Source organism: Sphingomonas larreae (assembly GCF_051400595.1).
In the GTDB taxonomy this organism is placed as follows: domain Bacteria; phylum Pseudomonadota; class Alphaproteobacteria; order Sphingomonadales; family Sphingomonadaceae; genus Sphingomonas.
In genome coordinates this window covers 528,846-549,322 of record NZ_JBLFFI010000003.1, presented here as the reverse complement: position 1 = coordinate 549,322, position 20,477 = coordinate 528,846, and the positions used below count along the sequence as shown (strand labels likewise).

The window sequence follows — 20,477 nt, the reverse complement described above, 5'->3', positions numbered from 1 at the left end:
ATCCTGAAACGAGTTCAGGATGACGGCGGTGGGTAGGTGAGGATAGCGCCGCCCGCGTCCGTGTTCCTGCGGACGCAGGAACCCGGGGCCGCCAGTGTCGGCGTCGCCGCTGGACACCCGCGTTCGCAGGAGCACGCCTCCGACCCATCTCGCGCTCCCGCACCCCGCGCTTGCGACCGCGCCCCCGTTCGATCTATGTTCCCGGTCATGACCGATCTCCTTCCCGTCGCGCTGATCGCGCTTGCGCTTGGCGTGCTCGCCGGTTGGCTGCTGACCCGCGCCGCGGCCGAGCGGATCCGCGCCGAGCGCGACGCGCAGGCTGAGCTGTTCCGCCGCGCCATCGCCGATCTCGCCGGCGCGGAGGAGCGCGCCCGCGCCGCCGAACCGCTCCGCGCCGAGCTCGCCCAGGCGCGCGACGAGCGCGAGGCGGCGCGGCTCGAGGTGGCGCGGCTCACCGCCGAGGGGCGCGCCGCCGAGCAGCGCATCGCCGACCTCAAGCTGGCCGCGGACGAGCTCAGCGCGCGCTTCCGCGACGCCGCGCAGACCGCGCTCACCGACGCGCAGAAGGCCTTCCTCGAGCGCGCCGAGGCGCGGCTACGGCAATCCGAGGAGCAGGCGGGGCAGGGGCTCAAGGCGCTGCTCCAGCCGGTCAACGATCGGCTCCAGCGCTATGAGGAGGGCGTCGCCAAGATCGAGGCGGAGCGACGCGACGCGTTCGGCCAGCTGCACGGCCAGATCGAGGCGATGCGCGCCGGGCAGGAGCGAGTCTCGGGCGAGGCGGCCAAATTGGTCAACGCGCTGCGCAACGCGCCCAAGGCGCGCGGGCGCTGGGGCGAGCAGCAGCTGCGCAACGTGCTCGAGTCGTGCGGGCTCGCCGAACACACCGACTTTCGGATGGAGGTCAGCGTCACCACGGACGACGGCGGGCGGCTGCGCCCCGATGCGATCGTCCGCGTGCCCGGTGGCAAGTCGTTGATCGTCGACGCGAAGGTGTCGCTCAACGCCTATCAGGACGCGTTCGGCGCGGTGGACGAGGCGGAGCGTCAGCTCGGTCTGGCCGCGCACGCCCAGTCGATGCGCGCGCACGTCAGCGCGCTCGGCGCCAAGGCCTATTGGACGCAGTTTGCGGATGCGCCCGAATATGTCGTGATGTTCGTGCCCGGCGAGCATTTCCTCTCCGCCGCGCTGGAGCACGACCCGACCTTGTGGGACTTCGCGTTCGATCGCCGCGTGCTGCTCGCGACGCCGACCAATCTGATCGCGATCGCGCGCACCGTCTCGGCGGTGTGGCGGCAGGAGAAACTGGCGCGCGAGGCGCAGGAGATCGGCGCGCTCGGCAAGGAATTGTACGCGCGGCTGACGACGATGGGCACGCACGTGGCGCGGTTGGGCAAGAATCTCGACACCGCCATGGGCGCCTACAACAGCTTCGTGGGAAGCCTGGAGAGCCAGGTGCTGACCAGCGCGCGGCGCTTCGAGGCGCTCAACGTCGACACCGGCAACAAGACCCTCGACCCGCTGCCGGTAGGCGAGCAGGCGGCGCGGCCGCTGACCAAGCTGGCGGTGTCGGAGGCGACGCTGGCGGAAGAGAAGGCCCCGGTCGTGGGCGCGCTGGAGGATGCGGCGGAATAGCCGCGCCGATGGAGCGTGAGACACCTTGCATGCCCGCGCTGCTGCCGCCCGCGCTCGCCGAGGCGCTCGCGGGGTACCGCTGGGCACGCGATACCGTCGGCGAGTCGGGCGGGGCGGTTTACCATCTTCGCGGCGCGGCGGGCGCTCCGGACTTGTACCTGAAGCACGGCGTCGGCTCGGTGGCGGATGAGATCACCGACGAGATGGCGCGGTTGATCTGGCTGGCGCCGCGCGTCCCAGTGCCAGTCCTGACCCACTTCACCCGCGACACCGACGCGGCTTGGCTCGTCACGCGCGCGCTGGGCGGCGAGACCGCCTATCAGCTGCTCAAGGCGGATTCGGAACAACGCGGCGTCGTGGTCGACGCGCTTGCCGATTTCCTCCGCCGGCTGCACGCGGTACCGCTCGCGGACTGTCCCTTCGCCGCCGATCATCATCACCGCCTGCGTAGGGCGCGCGAGCGGATTGACGCCGGGTTGGTCGAAGAGGACGACTTTGACGACGCGCGTCGCGGGTGGAGCGCCGAGCAGATATGGGCGGAGCTGGAGTCTTTGACCCCCTTCGCTGCCGAGCCGGTGGTGACCCACGGCGACTATTCGCTCGACAACCTCCTGCTGCGCGACGGATCGATGCTGGGCTGCATCGACGTCGGCCGCGCCGGCGTCGCTGACCGCTACCAGGATATTGCCATCCTCTGGAACTGCCTCGGCGAGTTCGATGGCGCGCTGCGGGAGCGCTTCCTCGATCGCTATGGCGCGCGTCCGCTCGATCGGCGCCGTCTCGACTTCCACCTGATGTTGGACGAATTGTTTTGACCGCGATGCCAAGGCCCGCGACCGTTCGCGCCGAGCCTGTCCTACGGGCACGATCGGCGGTTATCGGGAGAGGATGACCTCGCTCCCGTGTGGCCGCCACTTCTTAGGTTTGCCGCTATCCGGCAGAGGCGGCTCAGCGCTCGCGCCGGGCACGCTCCTCTCCGGTGTGCTTTTGACCGCGACTGCCGCCTTCCGCGCCCGCGACTCAACATCCACCACGGTGACGAACCGCGCCACTGACTCAACATTCTCAACATTCGCGCGCCGGCATCCGCCACGTCAGTCACTTGCGGTGCTGCGCCAGCACCTCATAGGCCATCACCGCGGTCGCCACCGCGGCGTTGAGGCTGTCCGCCTTGCCCAGCATCGGCAGCTTGACCAGCAGGTCGCACTCGCGCTCGTAAGCCTCCGGCAATCCCTGTGCCTCGTTGCCGGTGAGCAGGAAGGTCGGCGCCGCATATCGCGCCTCGCGATAACCCTGCTCGGTCTGGAGGCTCAGCCCGACCAATTGCCCCGCGCCGCCGCGCAGCCATGCCAGGAAGTCGCCCCAGGGCGCGCGCGCGATCGGCACGGTGAACAGCGCCCCCATGCTGGCGCGCACCGCCTCGGTGGAGAAGGGGTCGACGCACTCGTCGATCAGGATCAACCCGCCCGCGCCGACCGCGTCGCCGGTACGCAGGATCGTGCCGAGATTGCCGGGATCGCGCAGCCGCTCCGCCACCAGCCAGATCGACGCGGCGTGGCGGTCGAGCGCGGCGAGCGGCGTCTCGAACGTCTCGAACACGCCCACCACCGCCTGTGGATTGTCCTTGCCCGACAGCTTGGCGAGGATGTCGGGGATGGTCTCGATCGCCTCGCCGCCGCGCGCCTCGACCGCGTGGACCAGCGCGAGCACCAGCGGGTGGCGCGCGCTCGCGGCGGCGTAGAAGAGGTACACCGGCACACGCCCGGTCTCGCGTGCCTCGGTCAGGATGCGCAGCCCCTCGGCGAGGAACAGCCCTTCCTCGCGGCGGTGGCGCTTGTCGCGCAGGCCCTGGACTCGCTTGACGAGCGGGTTGGAATAAGCGGTGACGGTGCGGGGCATGAGCGGATCGCGGCGCGGACCTCAGTCCTCGCCGAACTTGCCCTCGACCAGAGCGCACATCGTCGCGACCACGTCCTCGGCGGAGTCGCCCTCGGCACTGATCGTGATCTGGTCGCCCTTGGCGGCGCCGAGCATCATCAGCCCCATGATCGAGGTGCCGACCACCTCCGAATCGCCCTTGGCGACCTTCACCGGCGCAGGCTGGCCCGAGGCCAGCGTGACGAACTTGGCGCTGGCGCGCGCGTGCAGCCCGCGGCGGTTGGTCACCTCCACGGTGCGCGACACGGTCACGCCGCCGCCTCGCCGAGCACTTCCGACGCCACCGAAATATACTTCCGCCCCGCCTCGCGTGCGGCGGCGACCGCGGCGGTGACGGTCATCGCCTTGCGCGCCGACTCGAGCCGGATCAGCATCGGCAGGTTGATGCCCGCGATCACCTCGATCCGTCCGCGTTCCATGAGCGAGATCGCGAGATTGGACGGCGTGCCGCCGAACAGGTCCGTCAGCACGATCACGCCGCGCCCCGAGTCGACCTCGGCGATGGCGCCGGCGATGTCGGCGCGGCGCGCCTCCATGTCATCGTCAGGGCCGATCGCAACGGTGCGCACCTGCCCCTGCGGGCCGACGACATGTTCCATGGCCGTCACAAACTCGTCCGCGAGGCGGCCGTGGGTGACGAGCACCAGACCGATCACGGGTCCGAGCATAGGCTTCGATACTTCGTTCATTGACGCGATGGTCGTCCTTCAAGCGCATCCTGCGGTGCCGCCGCCAGGTCACGATGCGTGATGGTGGGACAAAAGCCCGCCTCACGCAACCGACGACCGACCCGCTCGGCGACATGCACCGAGCGGTGCTTGCCGCCGGTGCACCCGAAGGCGACGGTGACATAGGGCTTGCCCTCGGCGTGATAGCGCGGGACGAGCAGCAGGAGCAACTCCTCGATCCGGCCAACTGCCTCATCATAGGCCGGATCTGCCGCGACATAGGCGGCGACCTCGGGGTCCAGCCCGGTATGCGGGCGCAGCTCGGGCACCCAGTGCGGGTTGCGCAGGAAGCGCATGTCGAACACCAGGTCGACCCCCGCCGGCACCCCGCGCGCAAAGCCGAACGACTCGACGGTGAGCGTCGTGCCGATGGTGTCGTCGCGCGCGAAGGTGCGGCGGATATCCTGCGCGAGCTGGTTGCTGGTCAGCCGAGTCGTGTCGATCAGCCGGTTGGCGCGCGCGCGCAGCGGCTCGAGCAACCGCCGCTCGAGCGCGATCCCCTCTGCGGCGGGGCGGTCGTCGGCGAGCGGGTGACGGCGACGCGTCTCGGCGAAGCGGCGTGCCAGCTCGCCCTCCGAACAATCGAGGAACAGCATGCCGACCTCGACCCCGGGCTCCTCGCGCAATTGCTCGAAGCGGCGCAGCACCGCGGCGGGGTCGAAGTTGCGCGTGCGCGTGCCGAAGCCGAAGGCGAGCGGGCGGGGCGTCTCGCCGCTGTCCGGCGGCAGCGCGACGACGCGGGTGAGCAGCGACAAGGGCACGCTGTCCACCGTCTCCCAGCCCATGTCCTCGAGCGTCTTGAGGACGGTGGTGACGCCGGCACCCGCCATTCCGGTGATCAGCAGTACCTCGGTCACGTCGGCATCTCCTTCAGCCGCGCCAACGCCCATTCCACCTTGATCGGTGCAGACGGCCAGCGCGGGTCGATCACGATCTCGGGCAGGGTGACCCCGGCGATGTCGACCAGCCTGGGGTGGGGCATGCGCTCGTCTTCCTCACCGAGCGCGACCACCAGCGCGACCGGCGCGACCAGCCGATACGGCCAGTTGATGATCCCGAGCCCGCGCACCTCCATCCGTCCCGCGATCGTCGCGGGCGATCCCGCCACCAATCCGGCGCCGTCATGTACCAGTTCCGTGTAATCGTCGGCGACCAGCTCGGCGCCGCGGTCGATCAGGCGCAACGCGAGGTCGGACTTGCCCGCGCCTGAGGGGCCGGTGATCAGCACCGCGCGCCCGTCCACCGCGACGGTGGTGGCGTGGATCGTCGTGGCCGCGCTCACGCTGTCGCCGCCGGCTCAACGAGCGGCAGCCGCACCACGAAACGCGCGCCGCTCAGCCGGTCGTCGCGCGATTCGACACCGATCTGCCCTTGGTGGCCGTCGACGATGGTGCGCGCGATCGCGAGCCCCAGTCCGCTATGCTCGCCGAACCCTTCCTGCGTCGGGCGAACCGAGTGGAAGCGCTGGAAGATCGCCTCGCGCGCCTCCTCGGGCACGCCGGGTCCCTCGTCCTCGACGCGCACCTCCAGCATCGAACGGTCGCGTCGCGCCGCGACGCTCACCACGCCGCCCTCGGGCGAGAAGGAGATCGCATTGTCGATGAGATTGGCGAAAACGCGTTCGAGCCGCGCGCCCTCACCGAGCACGTGGAGCTGGTCGTGATCGCGCGTGTCGAGCCGCAGCCGGATGCCGCGCGCGATGCCGCGCGCGTCGCGCTGCGCCACCATCGCCGCGAGCATCGCCGCGACGTCGACCGGCTCGAACGTGGCGCGGCTCAGCTGCGCGTCGAGCCGCGACGCGTCGGAGATGTCGCTGATGAGCCGGTCGAGACGGCGTACGTCGTCGGCGACGATCGCCAGCAGCTGCCGCTGCGCGTCGCCGTCGCGCACGTGCTGGAGCGCGTCCACCGCCGAGCGCAGCGAGGCGAGCGGGTTCTTGAGCTCGTGCGTGACGTCCGCCGCGAACGCCTCGGTGGCGTCGATGCGCGCGCGCAAGGCTAGGCTCATGTCGCTGAGCGCACGGGCGAGCATGCCGATCTCGTCGCGGCGCTCGGGCAGCCGCGGTACCACCACCTCGCGTGCGCGGCCGAGGCGGACGCGCACGGCGGCGCGCGCGAGCCGGCGCAGCGGGTTGACGATGGTACGCGCGAGGAACAGCGAGAGCCCGACCGAGATCGCCGCCACCACCAGCAGCACCACGCTCAGCCGGAAGCGCTCGAGCCGGACGCGCTCGGTGATGTCGCGCGCGTTGACCGCGCTCAGCAGCGCGCGCCCGCCCGGCAGCGGCGCGGCGGCGGTGATCACGGGGGTGCGGTCGGGCGCGCGCCACACCGTCACCGCGCTCACGGCGCCGCCGAGCACCGCGCGGACGTCGGGCCAGCGTCGCCCGTCGGTACGCTCGCGATAGCCCGGCGCAAGCGGCGCTCGAACGACGCGATCGATCCCGGCATCGAGCCAGCGCGCGCTGCGCTTGGCGAGCGAGTCGTCGTCCGGATCGTCGAGCCGGAAGTTGGCGACGCCGAGCGCGCGCGTGTCGACCAGCAGCTGGCCGCCTGCGTCATACAATCGCAGCCGTGTGCCGGTATCGCCGGCGAGCCGCGCGAGCAGCCAGTCGCGGCGCGCGTCGGGGGTGGCGTTGAGCGCCTCCGCCATCAGCCGGGCCTCGCGCGCGGCCTGGGCGGCGCGCCCGTCGAGGATGCGGCTGCGGAACGAGTCGAGGTAGAAGAACCCGCCCGCCAACAGGAGCAGCGCAAGAATGTTGACCGCGAGGATCCGCGGGGTGAGCGAAACCGTGCCGGACCAGGAGCGCGCCTGTTCGGCGGCATCACTCCTCGGAAAAGCGGTAGCCGGCGCCATACAGCGTCTCGATCGAATCGAAGCCGGGATCAACCTCGCGGAACTTGCGACGGACCCGCTTGATATGGCTGTCGATGGTGCGGTCGTCGACGTAGATGTCGTCCTGATAGGCCGCGTCCATCAGCTGGTTGCGCGTCTTCACGATGCCGGGGCGTTGCGCCAGCGTCTCCAGGATCAGGAACTCGGTGACGGTCAGCGTCACACCGTGACCGTCCCAGCTGACGCGATGCCGCGCGGGATCCATCACCAGCCGACCACGTTCGATCGGGCCTCGGGAGGCGGTATCCTCGCTCTCCGATGCGGTGCTGCCCTCGGTGCGCCGCAGGATGGCGCGAATGCGCGCGATCAGCAGTCTCTGGCTGAACGGCTTGGCGATATAATCGTCCGCGCCCATGGCAAGGCCGAGCGCCTCATCGAGCTCGTCGTCCTTGCTGGTCAGGAAGATCACCGGAATACGGCTCTTCTCGCGCAGCCGGCGGAGCAGCTCGAGCCCGTCCATTCGTGGCATCTTGATATCGAAGATGGCGAGGTCGGGTGGATTGTCGACCAGCGCCTTCAGCGCTGCCTCCCCGTCAGAATAGACCCGCGTCAGGAACCCTTCCGCCTGCAGCGCGATCGACACCGAGGTGAGGATGTTGCGGTCGTCGTCGACCAGCGCGATCGTAGCCGTCATCGGATGGTCCGGGTCATAGCGTCCAGTGGGTAATCGAAAGCACGATTGCGCTCAATGCCGCGCAAGAGCGGTATGATCGCCGTGTTTAACACGTTTGACGGGGCGTAACCGAAGGCGTAAACATGTTAAACAGAGATCGCGCTGTGAGACCGCGGCGCGGGCGAAAAAGAGGATGGACCATTGAGCGATCGCATTCCGGATGCCGGGCTTGAGGCGCAGGGTATCGAAACGCGTGCCACGTTGCACTGGAATCTGGTCACCGCGCGGCTGGTCGAGGCGGCGGTGGCGCGCAACGAGGGCAAGCTCTCCGCCGACGGTCCGTTGGTGGTCGAGACCGGACCGCACACCGGCCGGTCTGCGCAGGACAAGTTCATCGTGCGCGACGCCGAGACCGAGGCGAGCGTGTGGTGGGGCAAGTCGAACAAGGCGATGACCCCCGAGCATTTCGCCGCGCTCAAGGAAGACTTTCTCACCGCGCTGCGCGCCAGGAGCGACCTGTTCGTCCAGGATCTTTACGGTGGCTCGCAGCCGGGCCACCGCGTCCGCGTCCGCGTCATCAACGAGCTGGCATGGCACAATCTGTTCATCCGCACGATGCTCGTCCGCCCGGAAGAGCCGGAACTGAAGGGCTTTGTGGCCGATTACACGATCATCGACCTGCCGAGCTTCCGTGCCGATCCGGCGCGCCACGGCTGCCGCAGCGAGACCGTGATCGCGGTGAACATGAGCGAGAAGCTCGTGCTGATCGGGGGCACGCGCTACGCCGGCGAGATGAAGAAGTCGGTGTTCGGCATCCTCAACTATCTGCTGCCGCCGACCGGCGTGATGCCGATGCACTGCTCCGCCAACATGGGCGACGATGGGCGCACCGCGGTGTTCTTCGGGCTGTCGGGCACCGGCAAGACGACGCTGTCCGCCGATCCCAAGCGCACGCTGATCGGCGACGACGAGCACGGCTGGTCGGATGATGCGGTCTTCAACTTCGAGGGCGGCTGCTACGCCAAGATGATCCGCCTCTCGCCCGAGGCCGAGCCCGAAATTTTCGCGACCACCAAGCGGTTCGGCACGGTGCTCGAGAACGTCGTGATGGACGAGGTGACACGCCAGCTTGACCTACACGACGCGTCGCTCGCGGAGAACAGTCGCGGCGCCTATCCGATCGACTTCATCCCGAACACGTCCGAACGCAACATGGGCGGCACGCCGCGCAGCATCGTGATGCTCACCGCGGACGCGTACGGCATCCTGCCACCGATCGCCAAGCTGACCCCCGACCAGGCGATGTATCACTTCCTCTCGGGCTATACCGCGCGCGTGGCGGGCACCGAGATGGGGGTGACCGAGCCGGACGCGACCTTCTCGACCTGCTTCGGCGCGCCGTTCATGCCGCGCCACCCGTCGGTCTATGGCAACCTGCTCAAGGAGCGGATCGCGCGCGGCGGGGTGGACTGCTGGCTGGTCAACACCGGCTGGACCGGCGGTTCGTACGGGATCGGTCACCGCATGCCGATCAAGGCGACCCGCGCGCTGCTCGACGCGGCACTGGATGGCAGCCTGAACGACGCCGAGTTCCGCACCGATCCCAACTTCGGGTTCAAGGTGCCGGTCGCGGTGCCCGGGGTGGATCCCGCGATCCTCGACCCGCGCGTGACCTGGGCGGACAAGCTCGCTTATGACACCGCGGCGGCGCGGCTGGTCAACCTGTTCAACGACAATTTCGCGCAGTTCGCGGATCACGTCGATCAGGGCGTACGTGATGCCGCGCCGCGGGCGGTCGCGTCGGCGTGATGGAGCAAGGTTGACGCCAAGAGGCGGAGACGGCGTCAAGCCGTGCCTGTAGCTCTGCGAACGGTCGAGCCGCGCGGCAAAGAACGGCGATCTAGCTCGATCGCCATTTAGCCGAGCCGCCGCCTTCGCTGGGTACGACGCCCGGCTGGCACGAGCCCGGCGCCTCAGAAAAGAAGCGCCGCCGACGTCCCTCGACGCGGGCGGCGCTCCTGACTCAACCTAGCCCCTGATTAGCGCGGCTTGCGCTTGCTCTTTGTCGTCGTCGTGGTCGCACCCGGCGCGGTGGTCGACGCGTCGGCCGTGGTGCCCGGCGTCGATGTGCTCTCGGTGCCGGTCGCGGCGATGGTGCCGGCGGCCGTCTCGGTGGTGCTCGTCGCCGACGAGGTTGACGACGACGCACCCGCGCTGCCGCCGCCCGCCGCCGTCATGGCCGCCTTGAGCTGCGCCGCGGTCATGCCGAGCATCACGCCCTGCGGCCCGGGGCCGAAGCCGGTCGTCGGCAGCACCACCGGACCATCGGCCGTGGTCAGCGTCACGCCACTAGCATCAACCGACTTGATCGTGCCGAGCTGGCTGCCGCCGGTACCGTAGACCGTAGCGCCGGGCACCAGCTTGGACTTGAAGTCGGCCGATGCCTGCGCCTGCTGCTGACCCGCGGCGGCCTCGAGCTGGGCCTTGGTCATCGCCAGCACCGGTCCCTGCGCGCCCTTGCCGAGCGAGGTCAGCGGGATCGCGGCCTTGACCGTACCGGTGTTGACGACCGCATTAGTACCGTCGGTGCTTTCGACGGTGCCGACGACGCCACCCGACGTGTCATAGACGGTCGCGCCGGTGGTGACGGCGGCTCCACCCGTGGCAGGCGCCTGGGCCGGCGCCGACGCTTGCGCCAGCGCGGACCCCGGGAGGGCGGCGGCGGAAGCGAGGGCGAGAACGGCGAAGTGCTTCACGAGAAACTCCTGTGGTCGTTTGCGAAAAGATATCGTCGCTGAAACGATCGCGTCACAACGAGGGTTCCGAGGGATGGCCGACCCGGCCTGCACCTGAGGTGAACCGCTTGTTCATCGAACAGTCGTTCCCTTCCTGTTCCCGGGGCGCTATGGACGGGCGATGGCCAAGATCCACAAGCGCTACGTGTGCCAGTCATGCGGCTCGGTGACCCATCGCTGGCAGGGCCAGTGCGCGGACTGTTCGGAGTGGAACACGTTGGTGGAGGAGGCGCCGGTCGCCGCTACGCCGTTCCAGGCCAAGCATAATCTTCAAGGCGGCGGGCGCACCATCACGCTGGTCGGGCTTGATGCCGAGGTGGCGCTGCCGCCGCGCACGCCGTTCGGCATCGCCGAGCTCGACCGCGCGCTCGGCGGCGGGCTGGTGGCGGGATCGGCGACGCTGATCGGCGGCGATCCCGGCATCGGCAAGTCGACGCTGCTGCTCCAGGCCGCGGCCACCCTGGCGCGACGCGGGCATGAGGTGGCCTATGTCTCGGGCGAGGAGGCGGCGGATCAGGTGCGGCTGCGCGCGCGCCGGCTCGGGCTGGGCGACGCGCCGGTCAAGCTCGCCGCAGCGACCTCAACGCGCGACATCCTCACCACTTTGTCGCAGGATCGCCCGCCCGCGCTGCTGGTGATCGACTCGATCCAGACGATGCACTCCGACCTGATCGAGGGCGCGCCCGGCACGGTAAGCCAGGTCCGCGCCAGCGCGCAGGAACTGATCCGCTTCGCCAAGGAGCGCGGCACCGCGGTGGTGCTGGTCGGCCATGTCACCAAGGACGGCACGATCGCGGGGCCGCGCGTGCTCGAGCATATGGTTGACACGGTGCTGAGCTTCGAGGGCGAGCGCAGCCACCAGTATCGCATCCTGCGCAGCCTCAAGAACCGCTTCGGCGGCACCGACGAGATCGGCGTTTTCGCCATGGCAGGGGAAGGGTTGGCGGAGGTGTCGAATCCGTCTGCGCTGTTCCTCACCCAGCGCGACGAAGGTGTAACCGGTGCCACCGTCTTCCCCGCGCTGGAGGGGACGCGGCCGGTGCTGGTCGAGATCCAGGCACTGGTGGTGCGGCTCGCCAGCGGCGCCACGCCGCGGCGCGCGGTGGTCGGGTGGGACTCGGGGCGACTGGCGATGATTCTGGCGGTGCTGGAGGCGCGCTGCGGCCTCAGCTTCTCCACTTGTGAGGTCTATCTCAACGTCGCGGGCGGCTATCGCGTGCAGGACCCGGCGGCCGACCTCGCCGTGGCGGCGGCCTTGGTGTCCGCGCTGAGCGAGCGCCCGGTGCCCGCCGATGCGGTGGCGTTCGGCGAGATCGCGCTGTCGGGCGAGCTGCGCCCCGTCGCGCACGCGCCGCTGCGGCTCAAGGAAGCGGCCAAGCTCGGCTTCGAGCGCGCGCTGCTGCCCGACAGCGCCGCGGGTGCGGAGCGCGACGTAATGCGGCGCTCGAGCTTCCGCACGCTGGGGCAGTTCGTCGATCATCTGCTGGGGAGAGGGTAAGGAGGGTAGATCCACCCCGCTCGCGGGAAGGATCGGCGTCGCTCCAGCCGCTCTTCAGTCACCATCCCGAGTAGCCGCCCTGCCCCCTTCGCGCGCGCCCTCACCGCAACTCGCGCTAGCTCATCCCGCCGTCACGCCATATGGAGGCGGACATGAATTGGCAGGGGCTCGACATCGCCGTACTCGCCGCGGTGGCGCTCACCGCGCTGGGTGGACTGAGGCGCGGTTTCATTGGCGAGGTGCTGGCCTTGTTCGCCTGGGTGGCGATGGTGTTCGCGCTCAAGATCTTTCACCTGCCGCTCGCGCATGCGCTCGCCACCCCGGTCGGCAGCGTATCGGGCGCGGCGGTGCTCGCCTTTGTGATCCTTACCGCGGGCACCTATTTTCTCAGCAAGATCGTGGTCAGCGCGGTGGCGCGGCGCACCCGCACCTCGGTGCTCGGGCCCATCGACCGGGCGCTCGGTTTCGGCTTCGGCGCGCTCAAGGGTTTGATCCTGGCGAGCCTCGCCTATCTTTTGCTCATCCTCGTGCTCGACGTAACGGGCGGCGGGCCGTCGCACCGGCCGGCGTGGCTGACGCAGGCGCGGACCTATCCGCTGCTCACCGCGACCAGCGGCTCGATTGCCGACTTTGTCGCGCGCCGGCGCGCGGGTGAACCCGTGTTCGGGCCGCGGTTGCCGGCGCGCCCCGATGGAGCCAAGACGTCGTCATGAGCCTGGACCTGTACACCCCCGAGATCAGCGCGCTGGCGATCGGCAATCCCTATCCGGAGCGGCTTGATGGTGCGGCTGGCACGGCCGAGAAGCGCTCGCCGATCTGCGGCAGCCGCGTGACCGTGGACGTGAACGTCGACGACGCCGGCAGGGTCGCCGCGCTCGGCACGCAGGTGCGCGCCTGTCTGCTGGGCCAGGCCGCGTCGACGCTGCTGGCGCGGCACGCGGTCGGCCGCACGCCCGAGGAGCTGGCGCTGGTGCGCGACGCGCTCACCGCCTGGCTGGCCGGCACCGGCGAAGTGCCGGACTGGCCCGGGATCGAGATCTTCGCTCCGGGGCTTAAGCTCACCGCGCGTCACCCGTCGATCCGGCTCGCGTTCGAAGCGGCGGCGGAGGCGGCCGAGCAGGCGCGCGCGGCCCGCCGGGTCGTCGCGTGATGGAGCACGCCGCGGACGGCTCGCTGGTGCGCGACGGCACGATCCTGCTCGGTGCCGGGCTCGTGTTCGTGCTGCTGTTCCGCCGGCTCGGGCTGGGTGCGACATTGGGCTTCCTCGTCGCCGGCGCGCTCGTCGGGCCGCAGCTGCTCGGCCTGGTGGGTGACGCCGAGACCAAGCTGGGCTTCGCCGAACTCGGCATCACGTTGCTGCTCTTCATCGTCGGGCTGGAACTGAGCCCGACGCGGCTGTGGCGACTCAAGGAGGACATTCTCGGCCTGGGCGCGATCCAGGTGGTCGGCTGCGGCGTGGCGATCGCGGCGATCCTCGCGCTGGCGGCGAAGTTCTCGCTCGCCGCCGCGCTGGCGGTCGGCATGCCGTTGGCCTTGTCGTCGACCGCGCAGGTGTTGCCGATGCTGCAATCCTCGGGACGGCTGCGGACCCCGTTCGGCGAGCGCGCCTTCTCGATCCTGCTGTTCCAGGATCTGTCGATCATCCCGATGATCACGATCATCGCCGCGATGAGCCGCAATCCCGCGGCAGCCGCCGGGCCGCCCGGCTGGCTGCTGGTGGTCTATACCGTGCTCGCGATCGCCGGGCTGGTCGCGGTCGGGCGCTTCGTCCTGCGTCCGTTGTTCCGTGGCATCGGCAATCTCGGCGAGCGCGAAATGTTCGTCTTCGCCGCGCTGTTCACGGTGATCGCCGCGGCGGCGCTGATGGAGTGGCTGGGCCTGTCCACCGCGCTGGGCGCGTTCGTCGCCGGCGTGATGCTGGCAGACAGTCCGTATCGCCACGAACTCGAGACCGACGTCGAGCCGTTCCGCTCGATCCTGCTCGGCCTGTTCTTTCTCGCGGTCGGCATGATGCTCGATCTTCACGCCATCGCCGAGCGGCCCTTCTTCGTGGTGGCGATGGCGGCGGCGCTGATCGCCACCAAGGCGGGGATCATCACTGCGCTGGGGCTCGCCTTCCGCATGAAGTGGCGGCAGGCGCTCGCGCTCGGGCTGCTGCTGAGCCAGGGCGGCGAGTTCGGCTTCGTGCTGCTCGCGCAGGCGCAGACGGCCTATCTGATCGCGCCTCAGGCGGCGAGCCTGTTCGGCGCGATCATCACCCTGTCGATGGCGACCACGCCGTTCCTGATGATGTTTACGCGACGCTTCCGCGAGGAGCCGATCGTCGCCGATGGCGCGCGCGACGGCCCCAAGGCGGACGGCGCCAACGCGATCATCGTCGGCTACGGCCGGTTTGGGCAAACGGTCGGGCAGATGCTGATGATGCAGGACATCCCCGTCACGCTGATCGACACCGACATCGAGATGATCGACATCGCCGAGGAGTTCGGCTCCAAGGTCTATTACGGCGACGGTACGCGGCTCGACCTGCTGCGCCAGGCCGGCGCGGCCGAGGCGGAGTTGATCATGTTTTGCATGGACGGCGACCAGCTCGATCTCGGCCAGCTCGAGGCGGTGCACGAGGCGTTCCCGCGCGCGGCGATCTACGTCCGCACGTTCGACCGGCGCGCATTGGTGCGGCTCAAGCCCGGCCCGGCGCGCGCGGTGGTGCGCGAGGTGCTCGAGTCAGCCATTCGTATGGCACGGTTGGCGCTGGAGGGACTAGGTGTCTCGCCCGCCGAGATCGACCGGGCCGAGCAGATGTATCGCGCGCGCGACCGCGAGCGACTGCGCATCCAGATCGAGGCGGGTGACCTGCGCGCGGCGCGGGCGCTCGTTGCGGAGCAGGCGCCATGGGGCGGGGGGCAGCGCGAGTGAACGGGTTAATGATCCTGGCCGCGCTGTCGGGCGCACTCGCGGTGGGCGCAGGTGCGTTCGGGGCGCATGGCGCGAGCGGCGCAGCGGTCGAGTGGCTCAAGACGGGAGGTCAGTATCAGCTCCTTCACGCCGTCGCGGCGCTGGTGGCGCTTCGCCTCGACGCGCGCGGACCGGCCTGGCTTTTTCTCACCGGTGGGATGCTGTTCGCAGGCACCTTGTACCTGATGGCGCTCGGCCTGCCGCGGTGGCTCGGCGCGGTGACGCCGATCGGCGGTACGATGCTGATCGCGGGCTGGCTGTGGCTCGCGTGGCTCGGCGTGCGGGGATAGCGGACAAAGGGCAGGGGCGGGCATGATCGCGGTGCGGGTAGCCCCGCGCTGCTGACCGCGAAGCCGGGCGCGTCGGATTCCGGCGGGTGCGACACAGCCGGCGCGATCACCGAACCGTCGCCGCCTGTGCGCCCTCCGCCTCGTCACTGCGCGCCTCGCGCACCGCTGGTCGCAGCCGCGCGAGGCTGCACAGCCCGGCGACCAGCGCCAGCCCCGCGGAGACGAGCGGCGGCACTGCGCCCGTACCGACGCCTAGGGCGAGCAGCGCCGCCACCACCGTTGCGCCCGTCGTCTGCCCGACCAGTCGCACCGTGCTGACCAGCCCGCCCGCGGCGGCGACGCGGGCGCGCGGCGCGGAGCCGATGATCAGCCGCGCGTTGGGCGGCAGGAAGGTGCCGAACCCCGAGCCGCACAGCGCCATCCGCCACGCCACGTCGAAGTAGCTGGGATCGGCCGGCAGCAGCGCGATCAGCACCAGGGCGACGATCGAGATCGCCATGCCGATGCCGCCGAGCAGCCCGGCGGGAACGCGATCGGACAACCACCCCGTGAGCGGCGCGACCACCATATTGGTCAGCGGCCATGGCGCGATCGCGGCACCCACCGCGGCGGCGCTGAAGCCGTACTCTTGCGTCAGCCGAAACGGCGTCGACAGCAGCAATGTCATCGAGGCGACGAAGGCGGTGAAGCCGCCAAGCGTGGAGAGCGCAATGACGGGGCGCGCGAGCAGATCGACCGGCAGGATCGGATTGGCGGTGACGCGCTCGCGCCGCACGTAGATCATGCCGATCGCGACGCCGGCCAGCACGATCGCGCCCGACACCACCGGGCTGTCGCCATGAACCGCGCTCTCCGCGCCGCCGATGACGAGCCCGAACATCGCCGCGCACATGACCGCACCGAGCACGTCGAAATGGCGGTCGCGCGGCGCGGGGTCGGGCAGCGCGCGCCCGAGCAGCAGCGAGGCGAGCGCGAAGGGGATTGCGCTGGCGAACACCCATGGCCACGGCGCCACCGCGAGCACCAGCCCGCCGATCGTCGGCGCCGCCGCCGCCGCGCTCGACACCACCACCGAGTTGATGCCGAGCCCGCGCCCCAGCTGCGCCGATGGATAGGTCTGTCGGATCAACGCGGAAGCCACCGCCAGCGCGCCTGCCGCACCGATCGCCTGCGCGGCGCGCACCACCAGAAGGAAGGGCAGGCTCTTGGCGAAGAAGCACAGCAGCGTCGCCACGGTGAAGATGAGCTGCCCCAGCTGGTACATGCGCTTGAGACCGATCCGCTCACCGAGCCCGGCGAACGGCAGCAGCAACATCACCAGCATGAGCTGATACACGGTGACGATCGCCACCACCGCGGACGAGCCGACCCCCAGGTCACGCGCGATCGTCGGCAGTGCGACATTGGCAACGCCGCCGTCGATGATCACCAGCGCGGTGCCGAAGCACAGCGCCGCGATCGCGGCGTAACGGCGCGGCGCTGGCAGGCCGTCCGCGGCGGCGGAAAGGTCGGCGGAGCGATGGATCGGGTCAGCATCGTTCATGGTCGCATGCGTGACTCGCCATCTACCGGCTTGTTCCAGCCGTCGGCGCGCCGCAGGAGTGCGACAAGGAACGAGCGGTCGCGGAGGTGTGGGTGACGGGACGAAGTGGATGGCGCGCGGGGATCACGCTCGCGGCGGTGCTTGCGAGCGCGCCGGCGCTCGCGCAGAGCAAGGCCATGAATGACGATCCCTATATCTGGCTTGAAGACAAGGACGGCGCGAAGGCGCTCGCCTGGGTCGAGGCGGAGAACCGTCGCACGCTGCCGCGACTCGAGCAGGACCCGCTATACCCGGCCTTCCACGCTGAGGCGCTCGCGATCGCGGCGGCCAAGGACCGCATCCCCATGCCCGCGCAATTGATGGGTCGCATCGTCAACTTCTGGCGCGATGCCGATCATCCCCAGGGCATCCTGCGCTGGACCAGCGCGGAGGATTATGCCCGTCCCGAACCGCAATGGCGCGCGCTGCTCGACCTCGACGCGCTGAGCCGGATGGAATCGCGCCAATGGGTCTACAAGGGCCTCACCTGCCTCCAGCCGGACGAGACGCGTTGCCTCATCGCGCTGTCACAGGGCGGCGAGGATGCGGTGACGTATCGCGAGTTCGACCTCGCGGCGGGCGCATTTGTAGAGCACGGCTTCCACCTGCCGACGTCCAAACAGGGTGCGAGCTGGATCGACCGCGACACGCTGATGGTCAGTCGCGACTGGGGCGCCGGGACGATGACCGCGTCCAGCTACCCGTTTGTCGTCAAACTGCTCAAGCGCGGCCAGTCGCTCGATCAGGCGCAGGAGGTGTTCCGCGGCGAGCCGGGCGATCAGCTCGGCACCTATGCGAACACGATCACCGATGGCGCGGGGCACCGCGCGGTCTTCATCGAGCGCCGCCGCACCTTCTTTGGCGGAGACAAGTTGCTGTGGACGCCGCAGGGCATCCGCGCGCTCGACCTGCCGCAGCGTACCTCGCCCACTGCCATGGTGGACGGCCGGGTAGTGTTCGAGACGAGCGAACCCTGGGGCAGCGTTCCTGCCGGCGGGGTCGGGTCTGTCGCGCTCGACGACCTCGCCGCCGGGCGCACGAACCCGACGTTGGTCTTCGCGCCGACGGCGCGCCAGGCGGTGACCGGCGTGGACACCACAAGTCACCATCTCATCCTTCAATATACCGACAATGTGCGCGGTCGCGTCGCGATCTACACGCCGGGGCCGCGAGGCTGGACGTCGCGCCCGCTGGCGTTGCCCGGTAACGCTAGCTTCGGCATCGCGGGCACCTCCGATCGCAACGATCTCGCCTATCTCGCTACCACCGGATTCCTGACGCCGACGACGCTCGCGTGGCTCGACGCGTCCGCCACCTCGGCGCCGCAGCCGATCAAGGCGCTGCCCGCCAAGTTCGATGCGGACGGGCTGGTCGCCGACCAGTTCGAGGCGACGTCGAGCGACGGCACCAGGGTGCCTTATTTCGTCGTCCACCGCCGCGGCGCCGCGCACGACGGCAGCACGCCGACGATCATGACCGCTTATGGCGGGTTCGAGCTGCCGATGCTGCCCAGCTATATCGCCTCCGTCGGCAAGCTGTGGCTCGAGCGCGGCGGTGCCTATGTGCTCGCCAATATTCGCGGCGGAGGCGAGTTCGGTCCGGCGTGGCACGACGCCGGACGCAAGACCAAGCGGCAAGTGATCTACGACGACTTCGCCGCGGTGGCGAAGGATCTGATCGCCCGGCGGCTGACCAGCCCGGCAAGGCTCGGCATCTACGGCGGCTCGAACGGCGGGCTGCTGATGGGGGTGGAGTTCAACCAGCATCCCGAATTATGGCAGGCGGTGACGATCCAGGTGCCGCTGCTCGACATGCTGCGCTACGAGCAGATCGCCGCGGGCGCCTCGTGGGTCGATGAATATGGGTCGGTGAGCGTGCCCGAGGAGCGCGCCTTCCTTGCCGCGATCTCGCCCTACCATAACCTCCGTCGCGGCGTGCGCTATCCCGAGCCCTACATCTGGACCACCACCAAGGACGATCGCGTTGGCCCGCAGCATGCGCGCAAGTTCGCTGCCCGGCTGAAGGAATACGGTCTGCCGTACCTGTTCTACGAGGATACTGCCGGCGGCCATTCCGGCGACGCCGACATTCAGCAGGGCGCGCGGCTTCAGGCCCTTCAGATGACGTATTTCGCGCAAAAACTCATGTCGCGCTGACAAGGCCATGGCGTGCTATGAAGGGAACGCCGGAACGGCTGCTCGGTTCTTGCTGCATTGCAGCGCGATCGGCTAGGAGCGGCGCGATGAATGCTCAGACGATGAACAAGCCAAGCGCGGTGCCCGATACCGTTCCGATCGTCTTCGAAGCGATCGTCAAGCAGCAAGCGGTCGCCGCGACCTACAATCGCGGGGAGGTGACGCTCGCGCCGCACGTCCTTTATACCAAGCACGGCGAGATCTATCTCGACGCGCTCACGATCGAGCGCGACGGCCAGCCGCCCAAGGAAGCCAAGATCGGCGCGTTCAAGCTGTCCGGCCTGTCCGGACTGCGGATCACGCCGCGCCGCTTCAAGCCCAGCGAGCTGTTCGTGCCCGGCGAAGAGAAATATCAGGGCGTGACGCTGCTGGCCGTGGAAGTCTGACCGGTTTGCCGGTTGATCGCTACGCTTCCTACGGCTTCAAGCGCCGGCGCGAGAGTGACGCGCGGCGCTGGAGCCGGTGGGCGCTCGCGCTATTCTATATGCTGGGCGGCATTGCCCATTTCGTCTTCACCGAGGCGATGGCGGCGATCGTGCCGCCCGCGATCCCGCTGCCGGTTGCGGTCGTGGCGGTCACCGGCGTGATCGAGCTCTCCGGGGCGGCGATGCTGCTGCCCCGCGCCACGCGCCGCTCCGCGGGCTGGTTGCTCGCCGGCTATGCGCTGTGCGTGTGGCCCGCCAACATCTACCACGCCATGCTCGATCTCGGCAGCGGCACCGGCCTGCCGATCTGGTACCACGCCCCGCGGCTGCTGCTCCAGCCCGCGATCATGTGGTGGGCGCTATGGGCAAGCGGCGCGGTGCAGCTGCGCGAGTAAGTGCACGTGGCGGGCGACGGCTCAACCGACCATATCCGCTATCCCGCGAGCGCCTTCGCCAACTCGTCCTTGCTCATCGTCGAGCGGCCGGGGATGTCGCGCTTCTTCGCCTCGGCGTAAAGGTCGGCCTTGGAGCGGTGATCGCGGTAAGGTCGGGTTTTCTCCGCCACGTCCTCGGGCTGCGCGGAGAATTGCTTGCCCTTCCTCGTGTCGGCCCGCTTTTTCGCGCTGGTGCGGCGATACTCATCGTTGGACAGCGCCGCGCGCGCCTCCTTGGGCAGGTAGCGCTCGCCGGTGTCGCCGCTCTTCTTGCCGGACTTCGTGCCCCAGTCCTCCTGGCTCCATTGGTGGAGCGAGTTGTCCGCGTCCTTGCCGCCGGCATAACCGCCGCCGCGCTTCTTATACTCGGCCACCGCCATCTGCGCCTTGCGCGCGGACCATTGCCCTTTCTTCCCGCCCTTCGCACCGGCGGTGATCTCGTCCTTCACCTTCTCCCACAGGTCGGGATCGGTCTTCTCGGCGGTTTCGGACATGGC

Annotated in this window: 21 protein-coding genes; 11 read left to right on the top strand and 10 right to left on the bottom strand. The window is 69.5% G+C overall.

The genetic code is table 11. The features are described 5' to 3' along the window. Positions 1-207: 207 nt before the first annotated feature. A complete protein-coding gene (locus ACMGDM_RS14145; protein WP_436804747.1) occupies positions 208-1,632 on the top strand; it encodes a DNA recombination protein RmuC in 1,425 nt (474 codons plus the stop codon). A gap of 8 nt (positions 1,633-1,640) precedes the next feature. After that, positions 1,641-2,447 (top strand): APH(3')-I family aminoglycoside O-phosphotransferase, encoded by an 807-nt coding sequence (locus ACMGDM_RS14140; protein WP_436804746.1) that lies wholly within the window; start codon positions 1,641-1,643, stop codon positions 2,445-2,447. A gap of 283 nt (positions 2,448-2,730) precedes the next feature. Here the strand turns inward: ACMGDM_RS14140 and ACMGDM_RS14135 are convergent, their stop codons facing one another. The 7 genes from ACMGDM_RS14135 to ACMGDM_RS14105 are packed head-to-tail and all read right to left on the bottom strand — an operon-like array spanning position 2,731 to position 7,827. Beyond that, entirely contained in the window at positions 2,731-3,531 is an 801-nt protein-coding gene (locus tag ACMGDM_RS14135) for a TrmH family RNA methyltransferase (RefSeq protein ID WP_436804745.1), read from the bottom strand. A gap of 21 nt (positions 3,532-3,552) precedes the next feature. Beyond that, positions 3,553-3,822 carry an HPr family phosphocarrier protein gene (locus ACMGDM_RS14130; protein ID WP_183919901.1) on the bottom strand — a complete coding sequence of 90 codons (270 nt, stop codon included), beginning with the start codon at positions 3,820-3,822 and terminating at the stop codon, positions 3,553-3,555. Then, positions 3,819-4,226 carry a PTS sugar transporter subunit IIA gene (locus tag ACMGDM_RS14125; protein ID WP_183921381.1) on the bottom strand — a complete coding sequence of 136 codons (408 nt, stop codon included), beginning with the start codon at positions 4,224-4,226 and terminating at the stop codon, positions 3,819-3,821. The genes ACMGDM_RS14130 and ACMGDM_RS14125 overlap by 4 nt, the downstream gene beginning before the upstream one ends. Positions 4,227-4,255: 29 nt before the next feature. Then, positions 4,256-5,188, bottom strand: a complete 933-nt coding sequence (gene rapZ / locus ACMGDM_RS14120) for an RNase adapter RapZ (protein ID WP_436804744.1) — start codon at positions 5,186-5,188, stop codon at positions 4,256-4,258. After that, entirely contained in the window at positions 5,152-5,580 is a 429-nt protein-coding gene (locus ACMGDM_RS14115; protein ID WP_436804743.1) for an HPr kinase/phosphorylase, read from the bottom strand. The genes rapZ and ACMGDM_RS14115 overlap by 37 nt, the downstream gene beginning before the upstream one ends. Beyond that, positions 5,577-7,154: a stimulus-sensing domain-containing protein gene (locus tag ACMGDM_RS14110; protein ID WP_436804742.1), complete on the bottom strand. Its 1,578-nt coding sequence runs from the start codon at positions 7,152-7,154 to the stop codon at positions 5,577-5,579. The genes ACMGDM_RS14115 and ACMGDM_RS14110 overlap by 4 nt, the downstream gene beginning before the upstream one ends. Further along, positions 7,123-7,827, bottom strand: coding sequence for a response regulator (locus ACMGDM_RS14105; RefSeq protein WP_436804741.1), 705 nt, complete (start codon positions 7,825-7,827; stop codon positions 7,123-7,125). Before ACMGDM_RS14105 ends, ACMGDM_RS14110 begins: the two co-directional genes overlap by 32 nt. Before the next feature lie 180 nt (positions 7,828-8,007). Between ACMGDM_RS14105 and ACMGDM_RS14100 the strand changes: the two genes are divergently transcribed. After that, complete coding sequence (locus ACMGDM_RS14100) at positions 8,008-9,615, top strand: phosphoenolpyruvate carboxykinase (RefSeq protein WP_436804740.1); 1,608 nt, start codon at positions 8,008-8,010, stop codon at positions 9,613-9,615. Positions 9,616-9,845: 230 nt separating this feature from the next. Here ACMGDM_RS14100 and ACMGDM_RS14095 read toward each other — a convergent pair whose 3' ends face one another. Then, complete coding sequence (locus tag ACMGDM_RS14095) at positions 9,846-10,562, bottom strand: hypothetical protein (protein ID WP_436804739.1); 717 nt, start codon at positions 10,560-10,562, stop codon at positions 9,846-9,848. A 160-nt stretch (positions 10,563-10,722) separates the two neighbouring features. Between ACMGDM_RS14095 and radA the strand changes: the two genes are divergently transcribed. The 5 genes from radA to ACMGDM_RS14070 all read left to right on the top strand — a co-directional run bounded on the left by radA (position 10,723) and on the right by ACMGDM_RS14070 (position 15,344). Further along, positions 10,723-12,099: a DNA repair protein RadA gene (radA, locus tag ACMGDM_RS14090; protein WP_436804738.1), complete on the top strand. Its 1,377-nt coding sequence runs from the start codon at positions 10,723-10,725 to the stop codon at positions 12,097-12,099. 152 nt (positions 12,100-12,251) lie between these two features. Further along, entirely contained in the window at positions 12,252-12,812 is a 561-nt protein-coding gene (locus ACMGDM_RS14085) for a CvpA family protein (RefSeq protein WP_436804737.1), read from the top strand. Next, on the top strand, positions 12,809-13,249 hold the full coding sequence (locus tag ACMGDM_RS14080; protein ID WP_436804736.1) for an iron-sulfur cluster assembly scaffold protein: 441 nt from the start codon (positions 12,809-12,811) through the stop codon (positions 13,247-13,249). The genes ACMGDM_RS14085 and ACMGDM_RS14080 overlap by 4 nt, the downstream gene beginning before the upstream one ends. Continuing rightward, positions 13,249-15,015, top strand: coding sequence for a cation:proton antiporter domain-containing protein (locus ACMGDM_RS14075; RefSeq protein ID WP_436804735.1), 1,767 nt, complete (start codon positions 13,249-13,251; stop codon positions 15,013-15,015). The genes ACMGDM_RS14080 and ACMGDM_RS14075 overlap by 1 nt, the downstream gene beginning before the upstream one ends. Positions 15,016-15,023: 8 nt before the next feature. After that, the gene (locus ACMGDM_RS14070) at positions 15,024-15,344 is read left to right on the top strand and encodes a DUF423 domain-containing protein (RefSeq protein WP_436804734.1); all 321 of its coding nucleotides are present in this window, start codon (positions 15,024-15,026) and stop codon (positions 15,342-15,344) included. Between the two features lie 106 nt (positions 15,345-15,450). Here ACMGDM_RS14070 and ACMGDM_RS14065 read toward each other — a convergent pair whose 3' ends face one another. Then, positions 15,451-16,887, bottom strand: a complete 1,437-nt coding sequence (locus ACMGDM_RS14065) for an MFS transporter (protein WP_436804733.1) — start codon at positions 16,885-16,887, stop codon at positions 15,451-15,453. A gap of 176 nt (positions 16,888-17,063) precedes the next feature. Here ACMGDM_RS14065 and ACMGDM_RS14060 point away from each other — a divergent pair, with 176 nt between their 5' ends. The 3 genes from ACMGDM_RS14060 (at position 17,064) to ACMGDM_RS14050 (ending at position 19,941) form a co-directional block, all read left to right on the top strand. After that, entirely contained in the window at positions 17,064-19,082 is a 2,019-nt protein-coding gene (locus ACMGDM_RS14060; protein WP_436804844.1) for a prolyl oligopeptidase family serine peptidase, read from the top strand. Positions 19,083-19,168: 86 nt separating this feature from the next. After that, positions 19,169-19,507, top strand: a complete 339-nt coding sequence (locus tag ACMGDM_RS14055; protein ID WP_436804732.1) for a WYL domain-containing protein — start codon at positions 19,169-19,171, stop codon at positions 19,505-19,507. Between the two features lie 5 nt (positions 19,508-19,512). Beyond that, positions 19,513-19,941 carry a DoxX family protein gene (locus ACMGDM_RS14050; protein ID WP_436804731.1) on the top strand — a complete coding sequence of 143 codons (429 nt, stop codon included), beginning with the start codon at positions 19,513-19,515 and terminating at the stop codon, positions 19,939-19,941. 38 nt (positions 19,942-19,979) lie between these two features. Here the strand turns inward: ACMGDM_RS14050 and ACMGDM_RS14045 are convergent, their stop codons facing one another. After that, entirely contained in the window at positions 19,980-20,474 is a 495-nt protein-coding gene (locus ACMGDM_RS14045) for a DUF5872 domain-containing protein (RefSeq protein WP_436804730.1), read from the bottom strand. Positions 20,475-20,477: the final 3 nt, after the last annotated feature.

Excerpts from the sequence above, each read along its gene's own strand:
- ACMGDM_RS14110 (WP_436804742.1), bottom strand. The coding sequence starts at position 7,154 with ATGGCGCCGGCTACCGCTTTTCCGAGGAGTGATGCCGCCGAACAGGCG.
- ACMGDM_RS14055 (WP_436804732.1), top strand. The coding sequence starts at position 19,169 with ATGAATGCTCAGACGATGAACAAGCCAAGCGCGGTGCCCGATACCGTT.
- ACMGDM_RS14045 (WP_436804730.1), bottom strand. The coding sequence starts at position 20,474 with ATGTCCGAAACCGCCGAGAAGACCGATCCCGACCTGTGGGAGAAGGTG.
- ACMGDM_RS14060 (WP_436804844.1), top strand. The coding sequence starts at position 17,064 with ATGAATGACGATCCCTATATCTGGCTTGAAGACAAGGACGGCGCGAAG.
- ACMGDM_RS14070 (WP_436804734.1), top strand. The coding sequence starts at position 15,024 with ATGATCCTGGCCGCGCTGTCGGGCGCACTCGCGGTGGGCGCAGGTGCG.
- ACMGDM_RS14145 (WP_436804747.1), top strand. The coding sequence starts at position 208 with ATGACCGATCTCCTTCCCGTCGCGCTGATCGCGCTTGCGCTTGGCGTG.
- ACMGDM_RS14065 (WP_436804733.1), bottom strand. The coding sequence starts at position 16,887 with ATGAACGATGCTGACCCGATCCATCGCTCCGCCGACCTTTCCGCCGCC.
- rapZ (WP_436804744.1), bottom strand. The coding sequence starts at position 5,188 with ATGGGCGTTGGCGCGGCTGAAGGAGATGCCGACGTGACCGAGGTACTG.
- ACMGDM_RS14080 (WP_436804736.1), top strand. The coding sequence starts at position 12,809 with ATGAGCCTGGACCTGTACACCCCCGAGATCAGCGCGCTGGCGATCGGC.
- radA (WP_436804738.1), top strand. The coding sequence starts at position 10,723 with ATGGCCAAGATCCACAAGCGCTACGTGTGCCAGTCATGCGGCTCGGTG.
- ACMGDM_RS14105 (WP_436804741.1), bottom strand. The coding sequence starts at position 7,827 with ATGACGGCTACGATCGCGCTGGTCGACGACGACCGCAACATCCTCACC.
- ACMGDM_RS14075 (WP_436804735.1), top strand. The coding sequence starts at position 13,249 with ATGGAGCACGCCGCGGACGGCTCGCTGGTGCGCGACGGCACGATCCTG.
- ACMGDM_RS14085 (WP_436804737.1), top strand. The coding sequence starts at position 12,252 with ATGAATTGGCAGGGGCTCGACATCGCCGTACTCGCCGCGGTGGCGCTC.
- ACMGDM_RS14140 (WP_436804746.1), top strand. The coding sequence starts at position 1,641 with ATGGAGCGTGAGACACCTTGCATGCCCGCGCTGCTGCCGCCCGCGCTC.
- ACMGDM_RS14135 (WP_436804745.1), bottom strand. The coding sequence starts at position 3,531 with ATGCCCCGCACCGTCACCGCTTATTCCAACCCGCTCGTCAAGCGAGTC.